15 protein-coding genes and 2 tRNA genes are annotated in these 22,677 nt (G+C 65.6%); 7 read left to right on the top strand and 10 right to left on the bottom strand.

Features of this window, described 5'->3' with window-relative positions; translation table 11 throughout:
- Positions 1-62 precede the first annotated feature (62 nt).
- Both VWN43_RS10755 and VWN43_RS10760 read left to right on the top strand, forming a co-directional pair.
- Positions 63-1,199, top strand: coding sequence for an acyl-CoA dehydrogenase family protein (locus tag VWN43_RS10755; protein ID WP_320181739.1), 1,137 nt, complete (start codon positions 63-65; stop codon positions 1,197-1,199).
- Entirely contained in the window at positions 1,196-1,927 is a 732-nt protein-coding gene (locus tag VWN43_RS10760) for an acyl-CoA dehydrogenase family protein (RefSeq protein WP_320181738.1), read from the top strand. Before VWN43_RS10755 ends, VWN43_RS10760 begins: the two co-directional genes overlap by 4 nt.
- Here VWN43_RS10760 and VWN43_RS10765 read toward each other — a convergent pair.
- Positions 1,924-2,922 (bottom strand): helix-turn-helix transcriptional regulator, encoded by a 999-nt coding sequence (locus VWN43_RS10765; RefSeq protein WP_320181737.1) that lies wholly within the window; start codon positions 2,920-2,922, stop codon positions 1,924-1,926. The two genes, VWN43_RS10760 and VWN43_RS10765, sit on opposite strands and share 4 nt — an antisense overlap.
- Before the next feature lie 86 nt (positions 2,923-3,008).
- Between VWN43_RS10765 and cysD the strand changes: the two genes are divergently transcribed.
- Positions 3,009-3,929: a sulfate adenylyltransferase subunit CysD gene (cysD, locus tag VWN43_RS10770; RefSeq protein WP_253522250.1), complete on the top strand. Its 921-nt coding sequence runs from the start codon at positions 3,009-3,011 to the stop codon at positions 3,927-3,929.
- A complete protein-coding gene (gene cysN, locus VWN43_RS10775; protein WP_320181736.1) occupies positions 3,929-5,848 on the top strand; it encodes a sulfate adenylyltransferase subunit CysN in 1,920 nt (639 codons plus the stop codon). Before cysD ends, cysN begins: the two co-directional genes overlap by 1 nt.
- A gap of 78 nt (positions 5,849-5,926) precedes the next feature.
- Here the strand turns inward: cysN and VWN43_RS10780 are convergent, their stop codons facing one another.
- From VWN43_RS10780 to VWN43_RS10800, 5 genes are all read right to left on the bottom strand, one after another.
- Complete coding sequence (locus VWN43_RS10780; protein WP_320181735.1) at positions 5,927-8,965, bottom strand: CHAT domain-containing protein; 3,039 nt, start codon at positions 8,963-8,965, stop codon at positions 5,927-5,929.
- Positions 8,955-14,012, bottom strand: coding sequence for a beta strand repeat-containing protein (locus VWN43_RS10785; protein ID WP_320181734.1), 5,058 nt, complete (start codon positions 14,010-14,012; stop codon positions 8,955-8,957). The genes VWN43_RS10780 and VWN43_RS10785 overlap by 11 nt, the downstream gene beginning before the upstream one ends.
- Before the next feature lies 1 nt (position 14,013).
- The gene (locus tag VWN43_RS10790) at positions 14,014-15,771 is read right to left on the bottom strand and encodes a ShlB/FhaC/HecB family hemolysin secretion/activation protein (protein ID WP_320181733.1); all 1,758 of its coding nucleotides are present in this window, start codon (positions 15,769-15,771) and stop codon (positions 14,014-14,016) included.
- Positions 15,772-16,044: 273 nt separating this feature from the next.
- A tRNA-Thr gene (locus tag VWN43_RS10795) sits at positions 16,045-16,120 on the bottom strand.
- Between the two features lie 23 nt (positions 16,121-16,143).
- Positions 16,144-16,217 (bottom strand) — tRNA-Cys (locus tag VWN43_RS10800).
- A 124-nt stretch (positions 16,218-16,341) separates the two neighbouring features.
- On the opposite strand from VWN43_RS10800, the gene VWN43_RS10805 reads away from it, so the two are divergent.
- Positions 16,342-17,121, top strand: coding sequence for an acyl-CoA thioesterase (locus VWN43_RS10805; protein ID WP_253523123.1), 780 nt, complete (start codon positions 16,342-16,344; stop codon positions 17,119-17,121).
- Between the two features lie 79 nt (positions 17,122-17,200).
- Here the strand turns inward: VWN43_RS10805 and VWN43_RS10810 are convergent, their stop codons facing one another.
- Positions 17,201-17,857 carry a hypothetical protein gene (locus VWN43_RS10810; RefSeq protein WP_320181732.1) on the bottom strand — a complete coding sequence of 219 codons (657 nt, stop codon included), beginning with the start codon at positions 17,855-17,857 and terminating at the stop codon, positions 17,201-17,203.
- Between the two features lie 258 nt (positions 17,858-18,115).
- On the bottom strand, positions 18,116-19,282 hold the full coding sequence (locus VWN43_RS10815) for a hypothetical protein (protein ID WP_320181731.1): 1,167 nt from the start codon (positions 19,280-19,282) through the stop codon (positions 18,116-18,118).
- A gap of 544 nt (positions 19,283-19,826) precedes the next feature.
- Here VWN43_RS10815 and VWN43_RS10820 point away from each other — a divergent pair.
- Complete coding sequence (locus tag VWN43_RS10820; RefSeq protein ID WP_320181730.1) at positions 19,827-20,231, top strand: GFA family protein; 405 nt, start codon at positions 19,827-19,829, stop codon at positions 20,229-20,231.
- 56 nt (positions 20,232-20,287) lie between these two features.
- Here the strand turns inward: VWN43_RS10820 and VWN43_RS10825 are convergent, their stop codons facing one another.
- On the bottom strand, positions 20,288-20,794 hold the full coding sequence (locus VWN43_RS10825; protein ID WP_320181729.1) for an RrF2 family transcriptional regulator: 507 nt from the start codon (positions 20,792-20,794) through the stop codon (positions 20,288-20,290).
- 59 nt (positions 20,795-20,853) lie between these two features.
- Here VWN43_RS10825 and VWN43_RS10830 point away from each other — a divergent pair, with 59 nt between their 5' ends.
- Entirely contained in the window at positions 20,854-21,780 is a 927-nt protein-coding gene (locus VWN43_RS10830; RefSeq protein WP_320181728.1) for a hypothetical protein, read from the top strand.
- Between the two features lie 136 nt (positions 21,781-21,916).
- Here VWN43_RS10830 and VWN43_RS10835 read toward each other — a convergent pair whose 3' ends face one another.
- Positions 21,917-22,663, bottom strand: a complete 747-nt coding sequence (locus VWN43_RS10835) for a hypothetical protein (protein WP_253522182.1) — start codon at positions 22,661-22,663, stop codon at positions 21,917-21,919.
- Positions 22,664-22,677 lie beyond the last annotated feature (14 nt).

Below are 22,677 nucleotides of genomic sequence, written 5' to 3' on the forward strand. Positions count from 1 at the left end.
CGATGCAACGGGTCTTGCGGTGCGGCTCCAAATTGGGGAGAGAGACACCGAAGAGGAGAGCGATGCAGACCTTTGTGACCGAAGCGGTCGATTGGCCCGAAACCGCGCCTGCGCTGCGCGAGCAGGTGCGCGCGCTGGTGGCCGAGCATGGGGAGCGCGATCCGGTACGGCGGGCAAACTCCTGGACCAAGGCGAACCCGCAGTTCAGCAAAAAGCTGGGCGAAGCCGGACTGCTCGGCATGACCTGGCCGAAGGAATATGGCGGACACGAACGCAGCCAGCTCGAACGCTATGTGGTGATCGAGGAATTGCTTGCCGCGGGCGCGCCGGTGGGGGCGCACTGGATTGCGGACCGGCAGAGCGGACCGCTGTTGCTGCGGCTCGGAAACGAGGAACTGAAACGCCGCTGGGTGCCCGCCATCGCGCGCGGCGAAGCCTTCGCCTGCATCGGTTTAAGCGAACCGGGGTCGGGTTCGGACCTCGCCTCGGTGCGCACCGCGGCCCGGCGCGATGGCGATGGCTGGGTGCTCAACGGCCAGAAAGTCTGGACCACCGGCGCGCATGTCAGCCATTTCATGATTGCGCTGGTACGCAGCGAAGCGGGCAGCGAGCGGCAGCAGGGGCTGTCGCAATTCGTCGTCCCGATGGACACGCCCGGGGTCAGCGTAAAACCGATCATCGACCTCACCGGCGCGCATGAATTCAACGAGGTGTTCTTCGAGGATGTGCGACTACCCGAAACCGCGCTCCTCGGGACCGAAGGCGAGGGCTGGAAGCAGGCCACTGCCGAGCTCTCGCTCGAACGCGCCGGGCCCGAACGCTATCTGTCCTCGATGGTGCTGTTCCTCGAACTCGTCCGCTATGCCGGTGCGAAACAGGACATGGCGTTGCAGCAGCTGATCGGTCGGCTGACGGCAGATGCCTGGACGCTCCGGCTGATGAGCGCGTCGGTCGCGGCCAAGCTGGCGCGGGGCGAAGACCCGGCGCTTGAAGCAACCATGGTCAAGGACCTTGGCAATTCCTACGAGCAGGCGATCCCGCAACTGGTCCAGGCGGCTGCGGATCTTGGCGATACCGACGCCGCCACGCTGCGCGATGTCTGTTTCTATCTCTTGCAGGTCAGCCCCAGCTTTTCGCTGCGCGGCGGCACGCGCGAGATCATCAAGGGCATCATCGCCCGGGGGCTGGGGCTGCGATGAGCGATACCAGACGCATGCTGGCCGAAATGGTCGATCCGCTGTTCGCCGAACTGGGCCCTGCCGCGACGATCGAGCGCGACGGCAACCGGCTCGACGAACTCGGCCTCCCCGCGCTGCTGGTGCCCGAAGCGGATGGCGGGTTTGGCGGCAGTTGGATGGATGCGCTGACCGTCTTCCGGCTGGCGGGCTATCACGCGCTCGGGATCGACTTGCCCAACGCGATTATCGCGCGCGTGGCCGGGCGGGAAAGCGACCAGTGGTTTGGCCTGATGGCCTTCGCCCGCGTCGCGCAGATCGCCGGCGCGCTCGACGCCGCGCTGGCGCTGTCGGTCGCCTATGCCAATGACCGTGTGCAGTTCGGCCGCCCGCTGGGCAAATTCCAGGCCGTCCAGCAATCGCTGGCGAGCTTTGCCTGCGAGGCCGCGGCGGCCAATTGCGCGGCCATGGGAGCAGCGCAGGCGCTCGATCGGGGGGATGCCGAATTCGAGTTTGCCGCTGCCAAACTGCGCGCCAATCGCGCCGTCGAAGTGGGCACCACAGTCGCGCATCAAGTCCACGGCGCCATCGGGTTCACGCAGGAATACGGCCTGCATCCGCTAACGCGGCGGCTGTGGCAATGGCGTTCCGAATTCGGCAACGACGCGCATTGGAGCGGCAAGCTCGGCGCGCGCGTGATTGCGCGCGGCGCGGATGCCTTCTGGTCCGACCTCACCGCGCGTACCGACTAGGCGAGCGCGAGCACCCCGGTCAGGATATTGCGCACCAGATCGACTTGCCCGCGCGCGCCCGTCTTGGCGTAAATCTTCTTCGAATAATAGCGCGCGGTCTCCACCGTCAGACCGTGCGCCTGCGCGGCCTCGGTGATCGAGAGCCCCTGCGCCAGCGACCATGCCAGCCGCGCTTCGGCGGGGGTGAGATCGAATAGATCGACCAATTGTTCGTGCCGGTCCGCGCTCGATGACCGGTCGCCGCGCAGATAGACCACCGCAACCGCCTTGCCCTCACCCGCCAGCGTATCGACCCGCATCGGCGCGACGAGAATATCGATCCACGGGTCCTGGCTCAGATTGATCGCACGCGGGCGGTGGCGCGGGTCGGTCGCCATCGCCCGGATCAGTGCCGTCAGCTGGCGATCGACCGCCGGGGAGCCGGGAACCAGCCGATCGTAGGGGCCGCGCCGCAGCGCACCCGTACGTTCGAGCAACCGTCCGGCTTGGGCATCAAGATCGACGATCCGGCAGCGCCGGTCCACCGCGATCCAGCCGAAATTCATCCGCCGAAAGGCTTCCGCGCCGACCGACGCGCGACCGCGTTCGCGTTCGAGCGCGGAGACGACCTGCAGCGCGACCCGAAGATGCGGCACCAGCGCCGATAGCAGGCTGGCGATCTCGGCGCCGGGCGCTTGGGGTGCGGCAACGCACAGCACGAGGTTAAGCTCGCCGCTTCCCACGCGCACCGCACGCAAGCCTCCTTCGGGATGGCCCAGTTCCTCCCCCGCATAGACCCGCGCCTCGCGCATATCGCTCTCTGCGAAAGCGCCGACTACGCCATCGGCCAAGGTGACAAGGCCCTCCTCGCCCGCACTACGGAACCGGATCGCCACACCGTCGGCGGTGCACACCCGCCGCAACTGGCGCAGGAAGGTCTGCCACATGGGCTGTTCGAACACGCCCGAATGGAGCGGCACGAGGAGTTCCGTCTCGCCGAGATTGGGGATACGCATGCGATCGCCTTACTACCTCCCAAATGGGAGGTCCATCCTTCGCATGGAGCGGTAAGCGGGGGGGGCAAGACTTGAGGAACCCCTTCATGACCGACCCCAAAACCCTGACCCATCTCCAGCGGCTAGAAGCCGAGAGCATCCACATCATGCGCGAAGTCGCCGCCGAGGCAGACAAGCCGGTGATGCTCTATTCGATCGGCAAGGACAGCGCCGTGATGCTGCACCTCGCCAAGAAGGCCTTCTACCCCTCGCCCCCGCCCTTCCCGCTGATGCATGTCGATACGACCTGGAAATTCCAGGACATGTACAAGCTGCGCGAGAAGGCAGCGCGGGACGCCGGGATGGACCTGATCGTCTATCAGAATCCCGAGGCCGAGGAGCGCGGGATCAATCCCTTCGATCACGGCCCGCTGCATACCGACATGTGGAAGACCGAAGGGCTCAAGCAGGCGCTCGACAAGCACGGGTTCGATGCCGCCTTCGGCGGTGCGCGGCGCGACGAGGAAAAGAGCCGCGCGAAAGAACGCATCTTCTCCTTCCGCACCGCGACGCATGGCTGGGACCCGAAAAACCAGCGCCCCGAGCTGTGGAACATCTACAACGCGCGCAAGAAGAAGGGCGAGAGCATTCGCGTCTTCCCGCTGTCCAACTGGACCGAGCTCGACATCTGGCAGTACATCATGGCCGAGAATATCGAGATCGTGCCGCTCTATTTCAGCGCCAAACGCCCGACCTACGAGCATGAGGGCGGGCTGTTCATGGCCGACGACCTCGAGCGGCTCGAGAAGGTAATGGGGTACCGGCCCGAGATTACCGAACGCTCGATCCGTTTCCGCACGCTGGGCTGCTTCCCGCTGACCGGCGCGGTCGAGAGCGAGGCCGCCACCTTGCAGGAAGTGGTGCAGGAAATGCTGCTCACCACCACCAGCGAGCGACAGGGCCGCGTGATCGACAAGGACGCGGGTGACGCGTCGATGGAGAAGAAAAAGCAGGAGGGTTATTTCTGATGACCGATCCCATCTACAAGACCGACGCGTTGATTGCCGACGATATCGAGGCCTATCTCGAGCAGCACCAGAACAAGTCGATGCTGCGCTTCATCACCTGCGGCAGCGTGGACGATGGCAAATCGACGCTCATCGGCCGCCTGCTCTACGATTCGAAGATGATCTTCGAAGACCAGCTCGCCGCGCTCGAGAACGACAGCAAGAAGGTGGGCACGCAGGGGCAGGAGATCGACTTCGCGCTGCTGGTCGACGGGCTCGCCGCCGAGCGCGAACAAGGCATCACGATCGATGTCGCTTATCGCTTTTTCGCGACCGAGAAGCGCAAGTTCATCGTCGCCGACTGCCCGGGGCACGAGCAATATACCCGCAACATGGTGACCGGTGCCTCGACCGCCGATTGCGCCGCGATCCTGATCGATGCGCGCAAGGGTGTGCTGGTCCAGACCAAGCGGCACAGTTTCCTGTGCCACCAGCTCGGCATCAAGAACCTGGTGCTGGCGGTCAACAAGATGGACCTGATCGATTACGACCAGGCCAGGTTCGACGCGATCGTCGCCGATTACGCGGCCTTCGCCAAGAGCATCGGGATCGAGACCTTTACCGCCATCCCGATGTCGGGCCTTGCGGGCGACAACATCACCACGCGCTCGGAAAACACCGACTGGTACGATGGCCCGGTGCTGATCGACCACCTCGAAACCATCGAGGTCAACAACACCGCCAACCAGGCCAAGCCTTTCCGCATGCCCGTGCAGTGGGTCAATCGCCCCAATCTCGACTTCCGCGGCTTCTCCGGCCAGATCGCCACCGGCACCGTCAAGCCGGGTGACGAGCTGCGCTCGCTGCCCTCCGGCAAGACGAGCACGGTCAAGTCGATCGTGACCATGGACGGCGATCTCGACGAAGCGGTCGCGGGCCAGTCGGTGACCATCACGCTCGCCGACGAAATCGACTGTTCGCGCGGCGATGTGCTCGCGGCTGCGGACAGCCCGCCCGAAGTCGCCGACCAGTTCGAGACGACGATCGTGTGGATGGACGACGAACCGCTCGTCGTCGGGCGCGCCTATTGGCTCAAGCTTGGCTCGCAAATGGTCAGCGCGACCGTGGCCGAGCCCAAGTTCGAGATCGACGTCAACAATCCGTCGGGCTCGGGATCGCACCTCGCCTCGCAGACGCTGCATCTCAACCAGATCGGCGTGTGCGAGATCACCACCGACAAGCGGATCGTGTTCGATCCCTATACCGACAACCGCGCGCTGGGCGGGTTCATCCTGATCGACAAGATCACCCACCACACGGTCGGGGCGGGGATGCTCCACTTCAGCCTGCGCCGCAGCCAGAACGTCCATTGGCAGGCGACCGACATCACGCGTGACCATCACGCCGCGATGAAGAACCAGACGCCGCGCGTACTGTGGTTCACCGGCCTGTCGGGTTCGGGCAAATCGACCATCGCCAACGAAGTCGAGAAGAAGCTGGCGATCATGAACCGCCACACCTTCCTGCTCGATGGCGACAATGTCCGCCACGGTCTCAACAAGGACCTGGGCTTTACCGAGAGCGACCGGATCGAAAACATCCGCCGTATCGGCGAGGTGGCCAAGCTGATGACCGATGCGGGACTGATTGTCCTCACCGCCTTCATCAGCCCCTTCCGGGCCGACCGCAAGTTGGTGCGCGACATGATCGATAGCGGCGAGTTCATCGAAATCCATGTCGATACGCCGCTGGAAGTGGCCGAGGCGCGCGATGTGAAGGGGCTGTACAAGAAGGCCCGCGAAGGCAAGCTCAAGAACTTCACCGGGATCGACAGCCCCTATGAAGCCCCCGAGGACCCCGAAATACGGGTCAACACGGTCGAGATGTCACCGGAAGAAGCCGCCGATTACATCATCGGCAAAATCCTCCCGCTGAAGTAGAAAAAAGGGGCGCCACACGGCGCCCCTTTTCATTTCACGGCCAGCTGTCCGGCAGCGTCCGCATGTTATCTGGCGGGCTCAGTTGCGCAATTGCGCGCCGCCATCGCCGACGATCGCGAATGCTGACCAGTAGAACGGATGCGAGGTTTCGCTCTGGTCCATCAGTCGGCCCTGCGACTGGCGCATGGCTTCGGCCAGCGAAGTCCCCGGTGCGACTGAAAAGAAGCCATCGATCAACCGGTTGGTCGCGTCGTAATCGTCCGGAACCGGCCAGTGGCTGGCAACGACGGTCCGGCCGCCCGCGCCGACAAAGGCGCGAACCAATCCATCGAGAGCAAACCCGCCCCCGCTGACGCCCGCTTCGCGCGTGGCGCCGAGCGTCGCCTCTCCCGCCGTGTCGCAGGCCGAGAGAATGACCAGATCGGCATCGATCTTGAGATCGAAGATCTCCGCGAAAGACAGCAGGCCATCGGACTGCTCGTCGCCGAACGAGGTCAGCAGCGCCGGGCGCGGCGGGCATTCGGGCTGCGGTGCGGTCACGAGGCCGTGCGTGGCGAAATGGAGGATGCGATACTGGTCGAGATCCTCCATCCCGAGAACCGCGGTATCGGTGAAGGTGTCACCGGTAACGATCCGCTCCTGCGCGGTGCCCGCACCCAGGCTGCGCGAGGCAGCGTAGAGTTCGTCGGCCTTGATCGGGTAGTCCCAGATCGACGGGGCCCACAGGCAGTCCGCGCCTCCGGCCAGCGCCGCACGCGTGCCGAGCGTCCCGCGCTCCTGGGTCAGCGGCGTGTTCTCGCCGAACCCGATATATTCGCGGACCGCGGAGGAGCCGGGAGCACGGCGAACATCGCGGAAGGCCGAGGGGGAAACGGTAGTCGTGATCCTGACCTCGCGCCCCAGCCAGTTGGTCCCGGTGAAATCGTAATCGTCGCCGCCCTGCGCGATCCGCTCGACATAGCGATCGACGCTGGCGTCATCGGCGACCAGCAGGTTCGCGGGCAGCCGCAGCATCGCGCCATCGGGTTCGAATACGAGATGTTCGAGCGCCTTGACCTCGCCATCGACGGGTTCGAGCAGTGCCTTGTACAGCGCGCGCGATTTCTCGATGTCGAAGGGAAAGGTCAGCGTCTGCCCGTTCTCGACATAGGCGATGGTGGCGCGCAATTCGTCCACCTCGGCCTCGAGTGCCTCGGGATCGACACCGGCGCGATAGGCGCGCGCCATCTCCGACGTGGCGAAGATGGCGAAAGTCGCGCCGTCCAGCGTCGCCAGCTTGAGATAGCCTTCGCCCGGCCGCAGCGTCTGCTGCAATTCCTCCAGCGTGACACGGCCATCGGACACCGCGCGGAAGCGGGGGTATTCGCCCAGACTGTCCTGGATCGCCAATTGCTGCGTCTCGAGCTGCGCGAGCGCAGCGCGCTGCGCGGTCAACCGTTCGGCCACCAGCGGATCGGCGGCCGCCTGCCCTTCGAGCAGCGCCACGCGATTGCGCAATTGTTCGACCGAACGCCCGACATTGACCGCCTTGCGGAACAGTTGCGAGGCTTCGTCGCTCCCGCCCGATAGCTCGCGCGCGAGCACGGCCTGGGTTTGTGCCAGACCCGGGCGTTGCAGCAGCTGGCTGGCAAGGAACATGTCCGCCGCAGCCTCCGCTCCGCCATCCCCGTCGCTGGTCAGCAGATCGAAGAACGGCACCAGCAAGCGGCGCAGGGCGGGCGCGGGCTTGCCCTGCGCATCGCCCACCAGATCGCGGTAGGCAGCGAGCGCTTCTTGGGTCCGCCCGCTGCGGGCCAGATAGCCGGCAAACTGCGCCTTGCTGCTCAGCAGCGCCGGGGAATTGGGGTAATTGGTCTCAAGCAACGCGATCGCCTGGCCATGATAGGCCTCGGCGGCGCCGACGTCGTCCTTGTCCTCGGCCAGGTCGGCCAGTTCGCCCATCACCTGCGCGCGCAGCCACAGGATCGAGCGGACCGAGCCACCACGAACACCCGCCAGACCCGTGTCGGCATCGGCGAGGCGCTGCCCGGCTTCACCCTTGCGCCCGAGCAGGCGCAAGGCGGTGGCTGCGAGATAGTCGGTCTGCCCGTCGAGCAGGTCGGCGCGCTCGAGCGCGGAGAGCCCGCCGACATCGTCCAGCGCGCTCGTTTGTTCGGCCGACAGCCGTGCGGCCAGCGCATCGGTGATTTCCAGCCCCGCCAGCGCATCCTGCGACGTCGCTCCGGTGGCGAGCGGGCGCTCGATAATGTCGAGCGCCACCTGCGGCGCCCCGGCATTCAGCGCATCGATCGCCTCGTAATTGCGCAGCAGGCGCGCCAGCACGGGATCCCCGCCGACCTGCCCGCGCACGCTTGCGAAACCTCGCGCGGCCTCGGCAAAATTGCCGAGATTCGATTGCAGGAGCGCGGCATTGAGACGTGCTTCGAGTGCATTGTTGCCTTCGGCAGTGGCGGCGGTCGCGGCAAAAAATTCGGCGGCTTCGGCAAAATCGCCGCTATTGCTGCGGCGGTAGGCTTCGGCGATCACCGCATCCGAGGCGAGCGCGCGCGCCTGTGCGCGGGCGAAGGCGACCGCATCCCCGGTTTCGGTGAGCGGAATCTCGACATTGCCCTGGACGGGGCGGTCGTTGACGAGCGTGGCGATCCCCAACCGCACGGCATCGGAATAGGCCGCGATGGCTTCGCCGGCGTAGAGCCGCCCGCCTACCTCGCCGGCCACAAGGATACGCCGCGTCCCCAGATCGCTATCGCTGCAGGAAAAGCTTTCGCTGTCGCCCAGCGCGTCGGGCACGGCGGTTCCGTCGCCTTCGCGGCATTCGGCCGAGGGCAGGAACCGCGCCGACGCATCCGCAATCTGCGCATCACGCAGGACCCACAGCGAGCCCACGGGGGCTGCTGCATCGCGGCAGACGATCGTATATCCGCGGTCGAACAGTCCGGCACCCGTCTGCGGCGGCATGATCTGCGCTTCGCACAGGCCGTTGGCTCCGATCGGAAAGGTGTCGCTATAGCTGACCGGACGCTCGCCATTCTGCGCTGCAACGGGCTGGAGCGGGGCCGAGAGCATCACCGCCGCTGCGCTGCATGCCGCGATGGCGGTCCAGGTTTTACTGCGCATCGGAATCCTCCGCGGTTTCGTCGTCCTGCTCTGGGGCTTCCTCGCCCGCGCCATAGAGCGCGATGTCGCCGCCGCTGGCGACCGGATCGTCGATTGCGCCCTGTTCGCCGATCAGCGAGGCGCTGAGCAGCCCGGGGAAGTCGGCCCCGAACTCGACATTGCTGTCCTGTTCGCTCTGCTCGACCGGTGCGGCCGCGATCACTGCGGTGGTCGTCACCGCAGCCGCCGGCGCTTTCTCGTCGATTTCATCGAGCACCTCTTCGCGCGTATCGGGCGGCGGCGGTTCGACCCCGGCGCATTGCGCAGTGTTGATCGCGCAATCGTTCAGTTGCGACGCGCCGGTGTAGGTCGTGACCAGTCCGTCGTCATTCTCTTCGGTATGGAAATCGACCTGGGTGAAGAACTCCTCGCCGGTGACGAAACTGCCATCGCCGTTCAGCCTGCGGCCGTAGGCAAATACATCGAGTGCCCCGCCCGAGGGGGTTTGCTGGTCGTCATTGGCGAAGCTGGCGATCGCCAGATCGCCGGTGACGGTAATGCCCGCCGGCGCCTGGCTCGTTCCCGTATTGCGAACCAGCAGGCTGCTGCCGACCGCGAGCAGGACGTCCCCGGCGCGCAGATAGCCGAGCGGATCGGAACTGCCCGCGGCGGCGGTCGCGAGCAGCGCGTCGCGCCCGGCAAAGCCGACGTCGCCCCGAAGCTGCGCGATGGTTTCCGCATCGGCCATCCAGAAGTCGTTGCCGAAGAAGCTGAACCGCCCGGTTGGATTGTCCTGCGAATCGACGATGCCGATCCCGCCCGGGGTCACGATTTCGAGCCGCTGCGCCAGGATGGACAATTCATCGGTCGGGGCCGCATCGACATAGGCAAGTATGCCTTCGACGCGGACCACTCCGCCTGCGCCGATAAACACATTGGCCACCCCATCGTCCAGAGAACCGAAAATGGTCGTGTCCCGGATCAGCAGATCGTCCGACGCCACGCCCTCGAAAGAGGCGCCGAAATAGGCAGCGCTCGCATCGATCCGCCCAAGCTCGGCCTGAGTAAGCGTGTAACCCTCGGTATCGCCAGTCCCGCCAAGCACGGTCATCGCGTCATTGCCGAACACGACGAGATTGAGGAACTCGGCCCCGATCCGTGCGCCTGCGAGGATATCGAGTTCGCTGGAAAGGATGAACACATCCTGCCCGCCGAAACCGATCTGGTCGTCATTGTCGCCGTCGATGGTGACAGTGCCCGCGGTCGAGATATCGATAAGCGCAGTGGGAGCGCCGATGCTCGGTCCGCCGATCAGCCCGCCGTTCGCCGTAACGATGTCGAGATCGCCGGTGAGCTCGATCTGCGCCGATCCCGTTATCGGGATCGCGCCGCCCGCAGCACGGATCAGCGATGCATCCCCCGCGCTGGCGCCGACCGCGCGGGCGACAAGCTGGTCGAGCGCAATCGTCCCGCCATTGGCGATGATTTCGAACGCCCCGGCGGTATCCGCGCCAAGCGCTTCCAGCCGCAGGAAATCCGCCTCGATAGCAGCTTCGGCGGTTGCCAGGACCTGGACCAGGCCGCCGATTGCGCCACCCGATCGCACACCTGCCGCGTCGAAGCCGCCGATCCCGTTGGCGGTGAGCGTTGCATTCCCGAAGGACAGGCTGCCACCGTCCCGGCTGCGCGCATAGGCCAGACCGCCGGTCCCGCTCCCGCCATCGCCGTCAGCCGACTCGCCTCCGGTGGCGTTCGCATCGAGAGTGGTCGGGCCCGCAAGGTTCGCAGCGCCTTCCCGTACATCGATGAAGGAAGTCCCGCCTGTCGCATCCCCGCCGACAGCCCCGGCCCCGCCGTTCGCGAAGGAGTTGAGGACGACTCCTCCGCCGACCGTGAGGATCGCGGTGCCCGATGTGGTTATGCTGGCAACCCCGCCCAGCGCCAGGCCGCCATCGCCCGTTTCCGACGCGCCGCCGCTGCCGGTCGCGGAATACTGGATGTCGCCCGTCACGTTCAGGATCGAATCGCTGTCGATCGAGACTTCGCCCGCGCGCCCGGCCCCGCCATCGCCCATCGTTCCATTGCCACCGGTGCCCTGGGCAGTGCCGACGAGGGACAGGGCGTTGAGCGTGCCGCCGACGATCCCGATCCCGGCATTGCCGCCGAAGCCGTCACCGCCGGTCGAGCCATCCCCGCCGATGCCATCGGCGCGGGTCGAAATGCTTCCTGCGTCGACCTGCGAAGCGTTGGCGAACACGCCTGCGAAGCCGCCCACACCGATTCCGCCGGTGCCAAGAGCAACCGCGCTCGATCCGCCATCGCCGCCGAAGCCGCCTGCTTCGAGCGTCAGCGTATCGTACTCGGCCAGCCCTTCGCCGAGCGATCCATCGCCGCGGCCGCTGAATGTGCCGGCTTGCGTGGTACCACCCACGCCCGACCCACCGGCGCCGCCGGCCTGTCCGGTACCGCCGGAGCCGCCCGTGCCGCCGAGTCCGCTCGCCGAAAGCGCGGTGCTGCCCCCGACCGTGAGCGTGGCATTGTCGCGGCCGGCCAGCGCGAAGGCGCCGCCCGAACCGGGCGTTCCCTGGAAGGTGCCCCCCGTGCCATTGCCGCCCGCACCGGCGGCGATCGTGCTGCCATCGCCTTCGCCGCCGTCCCCGCCGACACCCGAGGCGTTCATCGAGGCGTTGCCGCCGATCGTCAGGCTGGCGGCAAGCACTTGCGAACCATCGGCCTGGATATAGGCGGTGCCGCCCAGCGCATTGCCGCCGGTACCGCCGAAGCCGACAGCGGCATCGCCGCCGGTCGCCAGCGCCGACAAGGAGGCATTGCCGTCGACCGCGATACTGCCGAAGACCGCCAGTACTCCCGCATTGCCGCCAGTGGCGTCGCCGCCCACATGTCCATCGCCGCCGGTACCGTCGGCCAGAAGGTTGGCGTTGCCGCTCAGCACGATATCCCCGGTGCCTTGGGTTAGGATGATCGCCCGCCCGCCTTCGCCATCGCCGCCCGCGCCGTCGGAGGCCAGGCCATCACCGCCCAGACCGATAGCGGAGGCGGTGACACCTCCCGTGCTGATCGCTCCCGTGCCATCGGCGAAGACCTGCGACACTCCGCCGATGCCCGCACCGCCAGAGCCGCCTTCGCCGCCTCTCCCGCTCGCGCGAAGCGTGGCGATGCCGGCGATCGTGATCGTTCCGTCGATAGTGTTGACCAGCGCTTCGCCGCCGCGGCCGAGACCGCCCGTGTCGCCCGGTCCGCCATTGAATGCGCTCGCCCCTTCCCCGCCCTGGCCCAGCGCATTGACCGAAAGCGAGCCGCCAAACGTGATTGTCCCGTCCCGCGCATCGACATTGGCGAGGCCCCCGGTGCCCGCGCCCCCGTCGATCACCCCCAGTGCCCCGTCGGCATCACCGCCCAGGCCGCTCGCATCGAGCGATGCATCGCCCGCAACATCGATCCGCCCACCGCTTCGCACAACGACTTCGCTGCGGCCGCCGGTCGCCATGCTGCCGGCGAAATCATTACCGAGGGCATCGGTATCGATCTCCAGCGATCCCCCGACATCGATCGACCCATTGTTCAATGCGTAGAGGCGCGCGGTTCCGCCAAAGCCATCGCCGACCGCGCCCGTCCCAAGCCGCAAGTTGGCCTGCGCCAACAGGCTGACGTCGCCCCCGATCGAAATCGTGCCGCCATTGCCCAGCAGGTCGATATCGCCCCCGGTAGCATCGCCGGAGAGCTGGAGCGGCGACGCGTCTGCGCTCAAATCCCCGGTCACGTTCACGGCAGACCCTGCGCGGGCGATGAGGTCGATCGCACCTCCAACTACATCGAGCGAGGTCGCGATCGTCCCGCGAGACAACAGCGAAGCATCCCCGGTGATCGAAATGTCGTGCCCGTTGCGGGCGTGTAACTCGATCGACCGGGCAGCTTCGACAGTGAGGCCATCGTCGAAATCGATCGCCCCGCCGTTCGAATTGGCAGTAAAGCCGCCCGTCGCGCCCGCGAACACGCTCGAGCTCAGGCTCGACGCACCGGACAGCGCAATCGATTCCATGACGGCGGTGTCGTTCACTGCGCCGGTCGTCACATCCCGACCGAAGACGTCGTAGCCGGCCGAGAGGATGATATCGCCATTATCCACCCCGGCAGTAGCCGCGGTATCGAAGCCCAGATTACCGCGCAGCAGCATGGTGATCGGATCGGCAGCGGCCCGTGCGACACCGTAAATGACGTGGTTGTCGCCCGCGCCAAGGCTCGATGGTCCACCGGTCGATCCGCGGTGATCAATCGCCGCGGCGACGCTCGTCCCGACGGGAATCTCGATGTCGAACAGGCCGTTATTGTAGGTCAGATTGACCTGCTCGCCAGCGATATAAGCGCTCGAACCGTTGACATAGGCGCTGCCGCGCATGGTGATCTGGGGCGCAGCAACGACGAAGTAACTGTCTTCACCGAGGGCCGTGATCTGTGGGTTTTCGCCCACCGAGATGCTGGCAGTCGTCCCCTGGGCGCCGATCAGCTGCAGTGTCCCGCCCGCGGCGAAGCTATCGAAACTGTCGAGATCGGGATCGAGCGTGGTCAGCAGCAATTGCCCGACATCGAAAGTGGCATTGCCGCCTATCAAAATGCCCGTCGGTGAATAGAACGCGACCATTCCGCCAGTCGAGAGAGTGCCGCTCGCATCCTGCAAGTTCGAGATCACCGATCCGCGGAAGACGATCGCATTGCCATTGGTCGAAGGCTGGATCCGGTTGAGCACGGCGAACCCGCCCTGCCCCGGTCCGTCCTGGAAATAGGCTGTTCTGCCATTGGGAAGAAAGATCAGCGCGTTGCCCGCGTCGTCCTCGAACGGGAACCAGTCGAGCACCGCGGTTGCGGAGGTGATCGTGAATGTGTCGACGCCCGCTACCGTACGATCGATATCGACGGTGCCCCGCACTATCTCGGGAAAGCCATTGAAAGCCTCCGCCTGCGCCTGCGAGGGGATCGCCAGAACCGCGGCCATGGCGAGGCCTGCTCCGCCAAGCAGCAGGGGCAGACGATGATTGATCGAGCGGGCCATATCAGAACCTCCAGGGAAGCAGGCGGGTGGTGAGCGAAACGAGCACGCGCACGTCTCCGCGATCGGCAGCGAAATCGGGTTTCTCGAGCGGCACCGCGACCGCCACATCGGCCTGCAGCGCGCTGCCATAAGCGAAGCGCATACCGCCGCCGGCCGACCACAGGCGATCGGGATTGAGCGGCGAACGGCTCGGGTCCTCGTTCCAGGCCCAGGCCATGTCGGTGAAGAGATAGCCTTCCCACGCGAGTTTGGCGGGGCCGTCGGGAGCCAGCGAACCATAGCCCATTTCGAACGACAGAGCGTAGCCGCTATCGCCGAGAATGCTGCCCGGATCGTAGCCGCGGCCAAGCGAATAGTTGCCGGCGGAGAACTCTTCGAAAGCGGGCAGCGGGTCGCGGGTGAATTGCGCATTCAGGCCGAGCGAGAAGCGCAGATCGGGTATGGGCCGGTAATCGGCCTCACCTTCGAACCGCACCAGCAGGGGCGTGGGATCGGCCTCGATCCGGTTGGGGGCCACACCCGCCACAAGGCAGGTGCGCGGGTCGGTGCGGCAATCGGGAGTGGCATCGAAGATGGCGATCCCCTGGCGCAGCTCGACCCCGCCGCGCGCGCCAAGCCGAGGTTCGAAGGCGCTGAAGCCATTGGCGCCCGCAATGCTGTCGGGATCGGCGTAGAGCGAATCCACTCTCAGGAAGACCGTCCGCACCCGGTCGCGCGTCAGGCGCAAATCGTTCACCGTCAGGTCCTGGTCGACGTAATCGAACCCGCTGCTCAGGATATGCGAGGTGCTGCGACTGCGCTGGATCGGGTATGACAGCCCCGCTGAGGCGAACAGCGTTTCGGATTCGATATCGAGACCCGGCAGGCCGAGATCGGGGTCGGTCCAGCTATAGGTGAACTGGCCGAACATCCGCAGCCCATCACCGCCAATCGCGAAATCGTGCCCGAGCTGGACGGTTTTCTGCTCCTCGAACTCGGCGGTGGAGAACAGTGCGACGCTGGTCCGGTCGCCCAGCCCGGTCAGGTCATAGACCTCGCCGCGCAGCAGCCCGCCGAACCGGCCAAGCGCCTTGGAACCGAAGTTCTGGACATTGAGATCGAGCGTTCCGCGCCGCCGTATCACTGCGATATCGCCGACCAGATCGCCCGGCTCGCCGCTCGCGGCAGGTCGCAGCGAGAGACGAACATCCACTCCTGGCAGGTCGTCAGCCAGCAGCAGATAGCGCTCGGCCCGCTTGGTGTTGAACACCGCATCCTGCGTCAGCGGTTCGAGATAGGTCGCCACCAATTGCTCGGAAGGCCCCGCGTCGCCGCGCACCCGCAATGCGGTGACCCGGCCGAATACGATCCGCATTTCCGCGTCGCCATTGGACAGCCGCTGCGCGGGGATTTCGACCGTGGCGAGATAGCCCGCCTGTTGCAGCCGCTGATTGGCCGCCGCGCGGACATCGCACAGCACCGATATCGGCAGTTCGCGGCCCACATAGCTCTGGTAAGATCCCGTCAGGTCGACTTCGGGTGCCTTGTCCGCACCGGTGAAGTGCACCGAATTGAGCGTCACCGTGATGTCGGCCAGATCGGGCGCATCGAGCGCGCAGGGCGAGCGTTCCATACCCCCGTCGATCGTCAGCGTGGTGGGCGGCGCTACCGGTTCGCGTGCCTGCGGCGGGGTCAGCTCGCCGCGGCTCGGCACCGCTTGCGCCTGCGCCGAGGCGGGATTGGCCAGCGCGAACGCCGCCGCCCCGGCGAACAGGACCATGCGTGCCCGATGGAAAGCGGCGCCGTGGCCGCTATTCAAACTCGTGTGGATATGCTGGCCCAAGCCCATTCAGATCGCCCCCCCAACAGCACATGACATGCACTCGTCGATTTAGTCAGCGATCCGCCGGGCCCGTTATCCGGGCCTCTTCCTCGTAGTAAGCAAGGCCTTACCATCCCCCTACGCAAAATGTCATGCTGAATCTTGAACGCCCCAACGAGGGACGCTCACGGCCTGGCGAAGTCGCGCGGCGATGGGGTGAGGCGGAAGTCGTGGTGCCGCTTACAGGACTCGAACCTGTGACCCCATCATTACGAATGATGTGCTCTACCAACTGAGCTAAAGCGGCACTTTCGCGGGTTGCGCGGGAAGTGGAGGCCCGAGCCGGAATCGAACCGGCGTGCAAGGATTTGCAGTCCTCTGCGTAACCACTCCGCCATCGGGCCTCGCCCGGCCTCTCGGTCGGGAAGCGGCGCACTAGCGATTCTCGCGGGCAAAGGCAATCGCCTCGTCGCGCCTTACGTAACGTCAGTCTGGACGCGTGGCGGGATCGGCGCAATGACCCTGCGCATGAGCATTGCCAACCTTCTCGATCCGATCACCGCAGCAGGCGGCGAAACGCGCTTTTCCGGGCTCGACCACTGGATGCAGGGCCGCACGCTGTATGGCGGCGCCTCGGCGCTGATCGCCTATACCGCGGTCGCCCGCGCCTTTCCTGACCTGCCCCCCTTGCGCGGGGCGCAGGTCGCCTTTGTCGCGCCGACCGGCCCCGAGGTCGAACTGCGGCGCGAGATCGTACGGCAGGGCCGCAATGTCGCGCAGGTGCGCAGCGAGATCTGGTGCGAGGGGAAATGCACGCTCACCGCCTTCTGGCTGTTCGGCACCGAGCGCGAGGCCAATGCGATACATGATGCCGCACCGGTCGCCGACTGGCCCGGTCCGCCCGAGGAGGCGGAACCGGCGATGCACGGCAAGGGCCCCGCCTTCATCCAGAACAATTTCGAGATCCTCCGCGCGCAGGAGCAGCAGGGGCCCGGCGAACCGGTGGTGCGCCGCTGGGCGCGGCTGACCGATCGCGAGGGCCTCGATCCGGTAAGCGAGCTGATCCTGCTGGGCGATGTGCTGCCGCCGGGTGCAATGCGCGCGATGAAGCGCCCGGGGCCGATCAGTTCGGTCAACTGGTCGTTCAACCTGCTCGAACCCGCGCCCGCGACTCGCGACGGCTGGTGGATGAGCGAGAACGCCAGCCAGCACGCGGCGCATGGCTATTCCTCCGAAAGGTTGCGGCTGTGGAATGCCGATGGCAAGCAGGTGCTCGACGGGATGCAATGCGTGGCGGTGTTCGGCTGAGCCCGATCGGGGCGACAGTCGGGCGACAAGGGCGACACTGTGTCGCCCGCCATAGCGACGTCACATGACACTGTAATTACTAGATAATTCCGCCCCTATCGGTGGGCGACACTTCGGCGGGCACCCCCGCCCCCTCTTCGCCCGGATCGGCGGCTTCCTCGCCATGTTCGGGCCGGTCCCCTTCGGCCTCGGAGAGTGCCTCGCGCTCCTCTTCGGCATCGCCCCGCCAGTGCGGCGGCCCGCGTTCGACCCGATCCGCGAGCGCGGCCAGATCGCCGGTTTCGAAGGATGCTTCGGGCAGGAAATCGTATCGGGCCTTGCGCACCAGGCCTTGGCGCATGGCGAGCAACGCCAGCGTCAGCCGCTCGTCATAGCGGCGCGAGGTGCCGACCAGTTCGCCGTTATAATAATGCGGCACTTCGACCCCATTGAGCGCGCGGTCGAGCGCCGCCTCGGCGAGCACGTCGAAGCGCGCGGCGAAGGCCGCCTCCCAGGCCCTGTCGAAAGGCGTTCCGCGCAGCCGCGCGCGCAGCTTGTAGGCCGATTGCCGCCCCATCCCCACCGCGCGCGCCGCGGCTGAGACATTATGCGTCGCGGCCAGTTCGCGCAGGAAGGCGGCCTGCCGCGCGGGCGTCCAGCCGCCATGGCGCGGATCGGCGGAAGTTGCGGGGAGCGATGCAGGCGCGATGTCGTCACCGGCCGGCACGAAGGAGGAAGGGTGCGGTTGGTCTGTCATCCGCAAGGTTAAGACAAATTCGGCGCGTGTAGGAAAGGGGGTTTGGGCAAGGCCGGGACGTCGTCGATCACTACCTCGTGGGATGCGGGTCCGGGCCGCCTTGCGCGCTGCGCAGACGCCTGGCTTGCAGGGCAGCGCCCCACAAGCCAGGCCCGGGACAGGCAGCCGGCGCCTTTGAAGCTGGCGCAGGATACGAAGGTCTTATGGTGCCGGCCCGGTAACCGTCTGCTGCGCGGCCCCACCATCGCGAGCCATAATCTACGCGGTCTGCAGTTGGTTGAAATAGGTCACGAGATCGGTCGTCTGGCCGGTGGCCAGCGCGTCCTGCACGTCTTGCTGCGACATTCCCGGTTCGAGCTGCGCATTGTTCACATTGATGTCGAGGATCAGGCTGCCCGCCTGGTTATAGGCATCTGTCCAGGCGGCGACGGCTTCGTTCAGATCGTCGGCGACCGCCTGATAGTTGCACGCCTGTTCATCGGCGATTGCGGCCTGAATGTCGTTCACAGCATTCGTCACCTCGTTGTCGAGCGTCTGCCATTCCGCCTCGACATTTTCGAGGTTCGACTGCACGTCGGCCGTCTGCGCCGCGAAATCCCCATATTGCTTCGCCATGCCCTGGAGCACCGCGACGTCCTGGGTGAGCCCGGTGATCTGGGCCTGCTTCGCTTCGATCTCCGCTTTGTCCGCCTTGATCTTGATCGCATCGAGGGCGATGTACGTAGTGGCCACCGCAACGACAGGCCCGAGCGCGATCCAGACGAGCGCCCCGGCAGGCCACGCGGCGATCGTGGCGACCACACCGAGGGTAAGCGCAATGCCGTCGGCGATAGCGAGACCAACGATGGCCGCGGTCAGCGATTTGATATCCGCCTTGAGCTGCTCGATCGCGGTGTTCAGATCATCGATTTTCTCCTGATCCGCCCCGGCGTCGGCCGACGATTTGTTCGCGATCGTCTGCAATTGTTGCGCCATATCCGGCACCTTGTTCTGGTAATTCTGCACGGCCGAGAGCGTGCCCGAGACGAAGGCAAGCACCAGCGAGACCTGCGACTTGATGAGGTTCAGGTCCGCGGTCAGCGCTGATTTCGCGCCGGCGTTTGCCGGGTTCTGGATCAGCGCTTGAGCCTGATTCCTCGCATCCTGCAGGGCGGCGGAGATGGTGGCGTTATAGCTCTGGACGCTGGCCGGGACGGTGAGCAAACGCGCCATCACATTGTTGATCCAGTCGAGCGCGTCCGCCTGGGCGGCCTGGTGCGCGTTGACGAAATCCTGCCAGTCGGGAGGCAGGGTGTTCAGAACACCGAGCTGCGAACTGTAAACGCCGGTCGCTTCGTTATTCACGAAGATGACGCTTTGCTTATATGCGCTTTGAACATCGGCGATATTCCGAGCGCTATTGCGGAATGCGTGGTGAAGAGCCATTGCAACATCCTCCTGTTGGCCAGACCGACAAGACGAATCCAAATGGTCAGGCGCGCAAACGAGCCTAGAACGCGAAAGCCCGGTGCAAAGTTCGCCTTCAAGTCGGCGTGGTTTTTTCTTTATACATTCGAATATTTACAGCGTCCACGGTACGACGCTTGTGCAGGGTAGTTAAATTACGGCCAGAACGGCGGGATCTGTTCAATCATATACTTCCCGACTCGCCGGGCAATTCTCGATAGACGGGATGATTGCGCGAACTGGCCCGGCCCAACCGGGAAGCTTCGCGCTCGCCTCGGCGGGCGCAATCACTGCCGTTGCAGCACGATCACTAGGTCCATTCCGGTCCCATTGCGGAACTTCATGCCACCCGGTCAGCGCCGCAGCGACGGGGTTGGGCGGCTGCTGGGCGGAATTGGCCAGCGCCGGGATGGCCTTCGAGGGTGAGCGCAAACGCGACCCGGCACGCGGCGCATAGGTATTCCAGCGAGGGGGTGTCCGAATTCGGGTGCAAAACGCGCGCCGCCAGCGCTATCACCCGCGGATGATAAAAACGTCCTGCCTGTGCGGCCAGATCGGTCTCGAGCTGACAAAGCGACCCGAATTCATTCACGAGTGCAATTGCACATTATGCAGCAAGACGGGTGCGCGCTGGGCCTATTTCCACCCCTCCGAGGTCACCGTTCACGGCCAGACGCAGGGGTTCCGCAGGGCCGACAAGGACGAGCCGAACGCCGAGGTGCAATTCTGTCCGACGTGCGGCGCAACGAGCCATTTCGTGCTGACCGAGAAAGCCATCGCGGCTCACGGCAACACCATGATGGGCGTGAACATGTGGTTGGCCGATGCCGCGGACCTGGCGGGGATCGAACTGCGCCACCCCAATGGTCGCGACTGGTCGGGGGACGGCGACTTTACCTATGTGCGCGAGGCCCGATCGCTGGGGTAAGCTGAAGCGCCCGCGATCCGCGCCGGCCCCTGACCACTGCCGCTAACCCCTGCGGGTCAGCCGCGCGTGCGCACATTGCCGGAAATCCATGCGCCTGCCCGGGCGGTTTTTTCCGGGCCCAGTTGCGCGGCCACCGCGCCCGCCAGCGTGGCGAGATCGACTTGCGCCAGGCTGGAGCGATAGGCTTCTTCCGCGCGCCAGAACCCCGCGGCGATATTGCACGGCGCTTTGCAATCGGCGGGCTTGCTGGCGCAGGGACCGTTCTGGCGGATCTCGCTGCAGCGGAACATCGGCTCGTCGCCATCGACCGCCAGCAATATGTCGAGCAGCGTGATATCGCCGGGCGCGCGGGCGAGCGTGTAGAACCCGCTCCTGCCGCGCCCGCCGGTCACGATCCCTGCGCGCGCCAGCGCCTGCATCTGCTTGGCCATATAGGGCTCGGGCAGCGCGTGGAATTCGGCCAGGGCCGACAGCGGCAAGCCCTTGTCGGGCCACAGCGGCACCAGCAGCGCGCAGGCATGGCCTGCCCATTCGACGCCCTTGTTGATCCGCATGCCCGACATTCCTCTTGCGCGGCCTCCCTTAAGTGGATATTCAATATCCGGATATAGGGAGTCCGATAATGTATGGCAAACCTGACGCGCTCGACCGGTTGGTGCAAGCCCTGCTGGTGCTGGCCGCGCTGTTCGCACTGGTCTTCGGGCTGTTCATGCTCGCCGACCCGTTCGGGTGGTACCAGTTCGTGGACACGGTCAAGGCAAGCGGTCCGGCCAATGCGCATTTCATCAGGGATATCGGGCTCGCCTATCTCGTTTCGGGCGCGCTGATCGCTTTTGCCGCGGCCAATCCGGGGCTCCGCTGGGGCAGCGCGCTGGTCGGCGCGGCGTGGCTGGGCGCGCATGGCGTGCTGCATATTTACGAAGTGCTCACCGGGATCTGCGGCCCCGGCATCTTCTGGCGCGACGCGCCCGGCGTACTCGGACCGCCGCTGGTGGTGCTGGTTGCGGTGGCGATCCAGCTGGGCCGCCAGCGCCTCTCGCCCGTGCCCCTGCCCAAAGGCGTTTTCATCAACGGGATGAAGCGGATGGTGGGCGACGCCGAGCCCTATTACGACGATCTGTCCGCTGCGGGCGGCTTCGCGGTCGAGAAATTCCAGCACTCCATGGTGCTGGCGGGGCACTATTACCATGCGCCCAGCGACATGATCCACATGGCCCGGCTCGGCTCCACCCGCGCGGAGGATTGCGGTCCCTGCGTCGAGATCGTCCGCAATTTCGCGCTGGCCGACGGCATGGACAAGGACCGGCTGCAGAACGCGCTGATGGGCAGACCCGAAAGCGACGCCGACGCGCTCGCCTTCGGCTTTGGCGAGGCCATCGCCAGCGGCGACATCCTGCGCGCGGCCGAACTGGGCGAACAGATCGAAGCAAAGCATTCGCGCCCCGTCCGCACCGAAATGACGCTCGCCGCCGCCAGCGGCAGACTGTTCCCCGCGATCAAGCGCGGGCTGGGCTATGCTTCGGCCTGCACGATCCCGCGGACGGGGTGATTGGCGGGTGCGGGAAGCGGAGAGCTACGAACCGAATTCGTCCCGTGATATGGAGAATGCCGAAGTCAGTCTGACGTTCTGGCGTTGCCGCGATTGCGCGCGTCGCGGGCCATCAGCGGCAGAAAGACGGCGCGATTCATCTGTACAGCTCCGTGCTGAAATCACCGTGAGTAACTAGATTGATCAACTGGGCCTCGTCTAAATAGCGGGACCCGCTGGGCTTCAGACTCGCGTGGTGACGCCCGTGCGCCTCCAACCACCCCAGGCGCCGCTCAATCCCAGCGGTCAACGGGTCGTCTGTCATCTGAACGGTGATGCGCTTGAGACTGATCCCTTTGCCGAAAGTCGCGGCCAAATCGTCAGGATCGACCTCTTCGACACTGGTCGGGTCGTCGAGATCGCCGAAGGTTACCAGCATCGGATAGGCCGAGCGTTCCTTGAGATGTCCGACCGGTGGGAATGTCCGAGGCAGGACGATTTCGCCCTTGAGCAAGAGCATGTTGTCGAGCTGTTGCGCGAAGGTTTCGCTGTCGAGGTGGGGGGCGAGCGTCTGCATGACATAGGATGCCCAATCGACATTGTTGTCCGACCGCAGCAGCGCGAACAGCGTCTTTCCGCCGGGCAGATCGACCGCCACCGCTTCGCCCCGCACGCGACGCTCCACCGCCATATTTGCCGGGCTGGAGCCGGCGCGCACCAGGCGCTGCTTCACTTCGATCACGCTCGATCCGGTCTTCAGGCCCTCGGGCGTCTCCACCTCGACCGTGAGGCGATAGCGATAGTCGGGCGCGGTATCGTCCGAAGCGCATGCTGAGGTTGCCAGTGCAAGGCAGAGCATGACCCATCCGGACATGCGGCGAATGATTTGGCCGAATTGCTGCATAGCAGTGTGCCTAG

This window comes from Qipengyuania sp. HL-TH1, assembly GCF_036365825.1.
GTDB classification, from domain to species: Bacteria; Pseudomonadota; Alphaproteobacteria; order Sphingomonadales; family Sphingomonadaceae; genus Qipengyuania; species Qipengyuania profunda.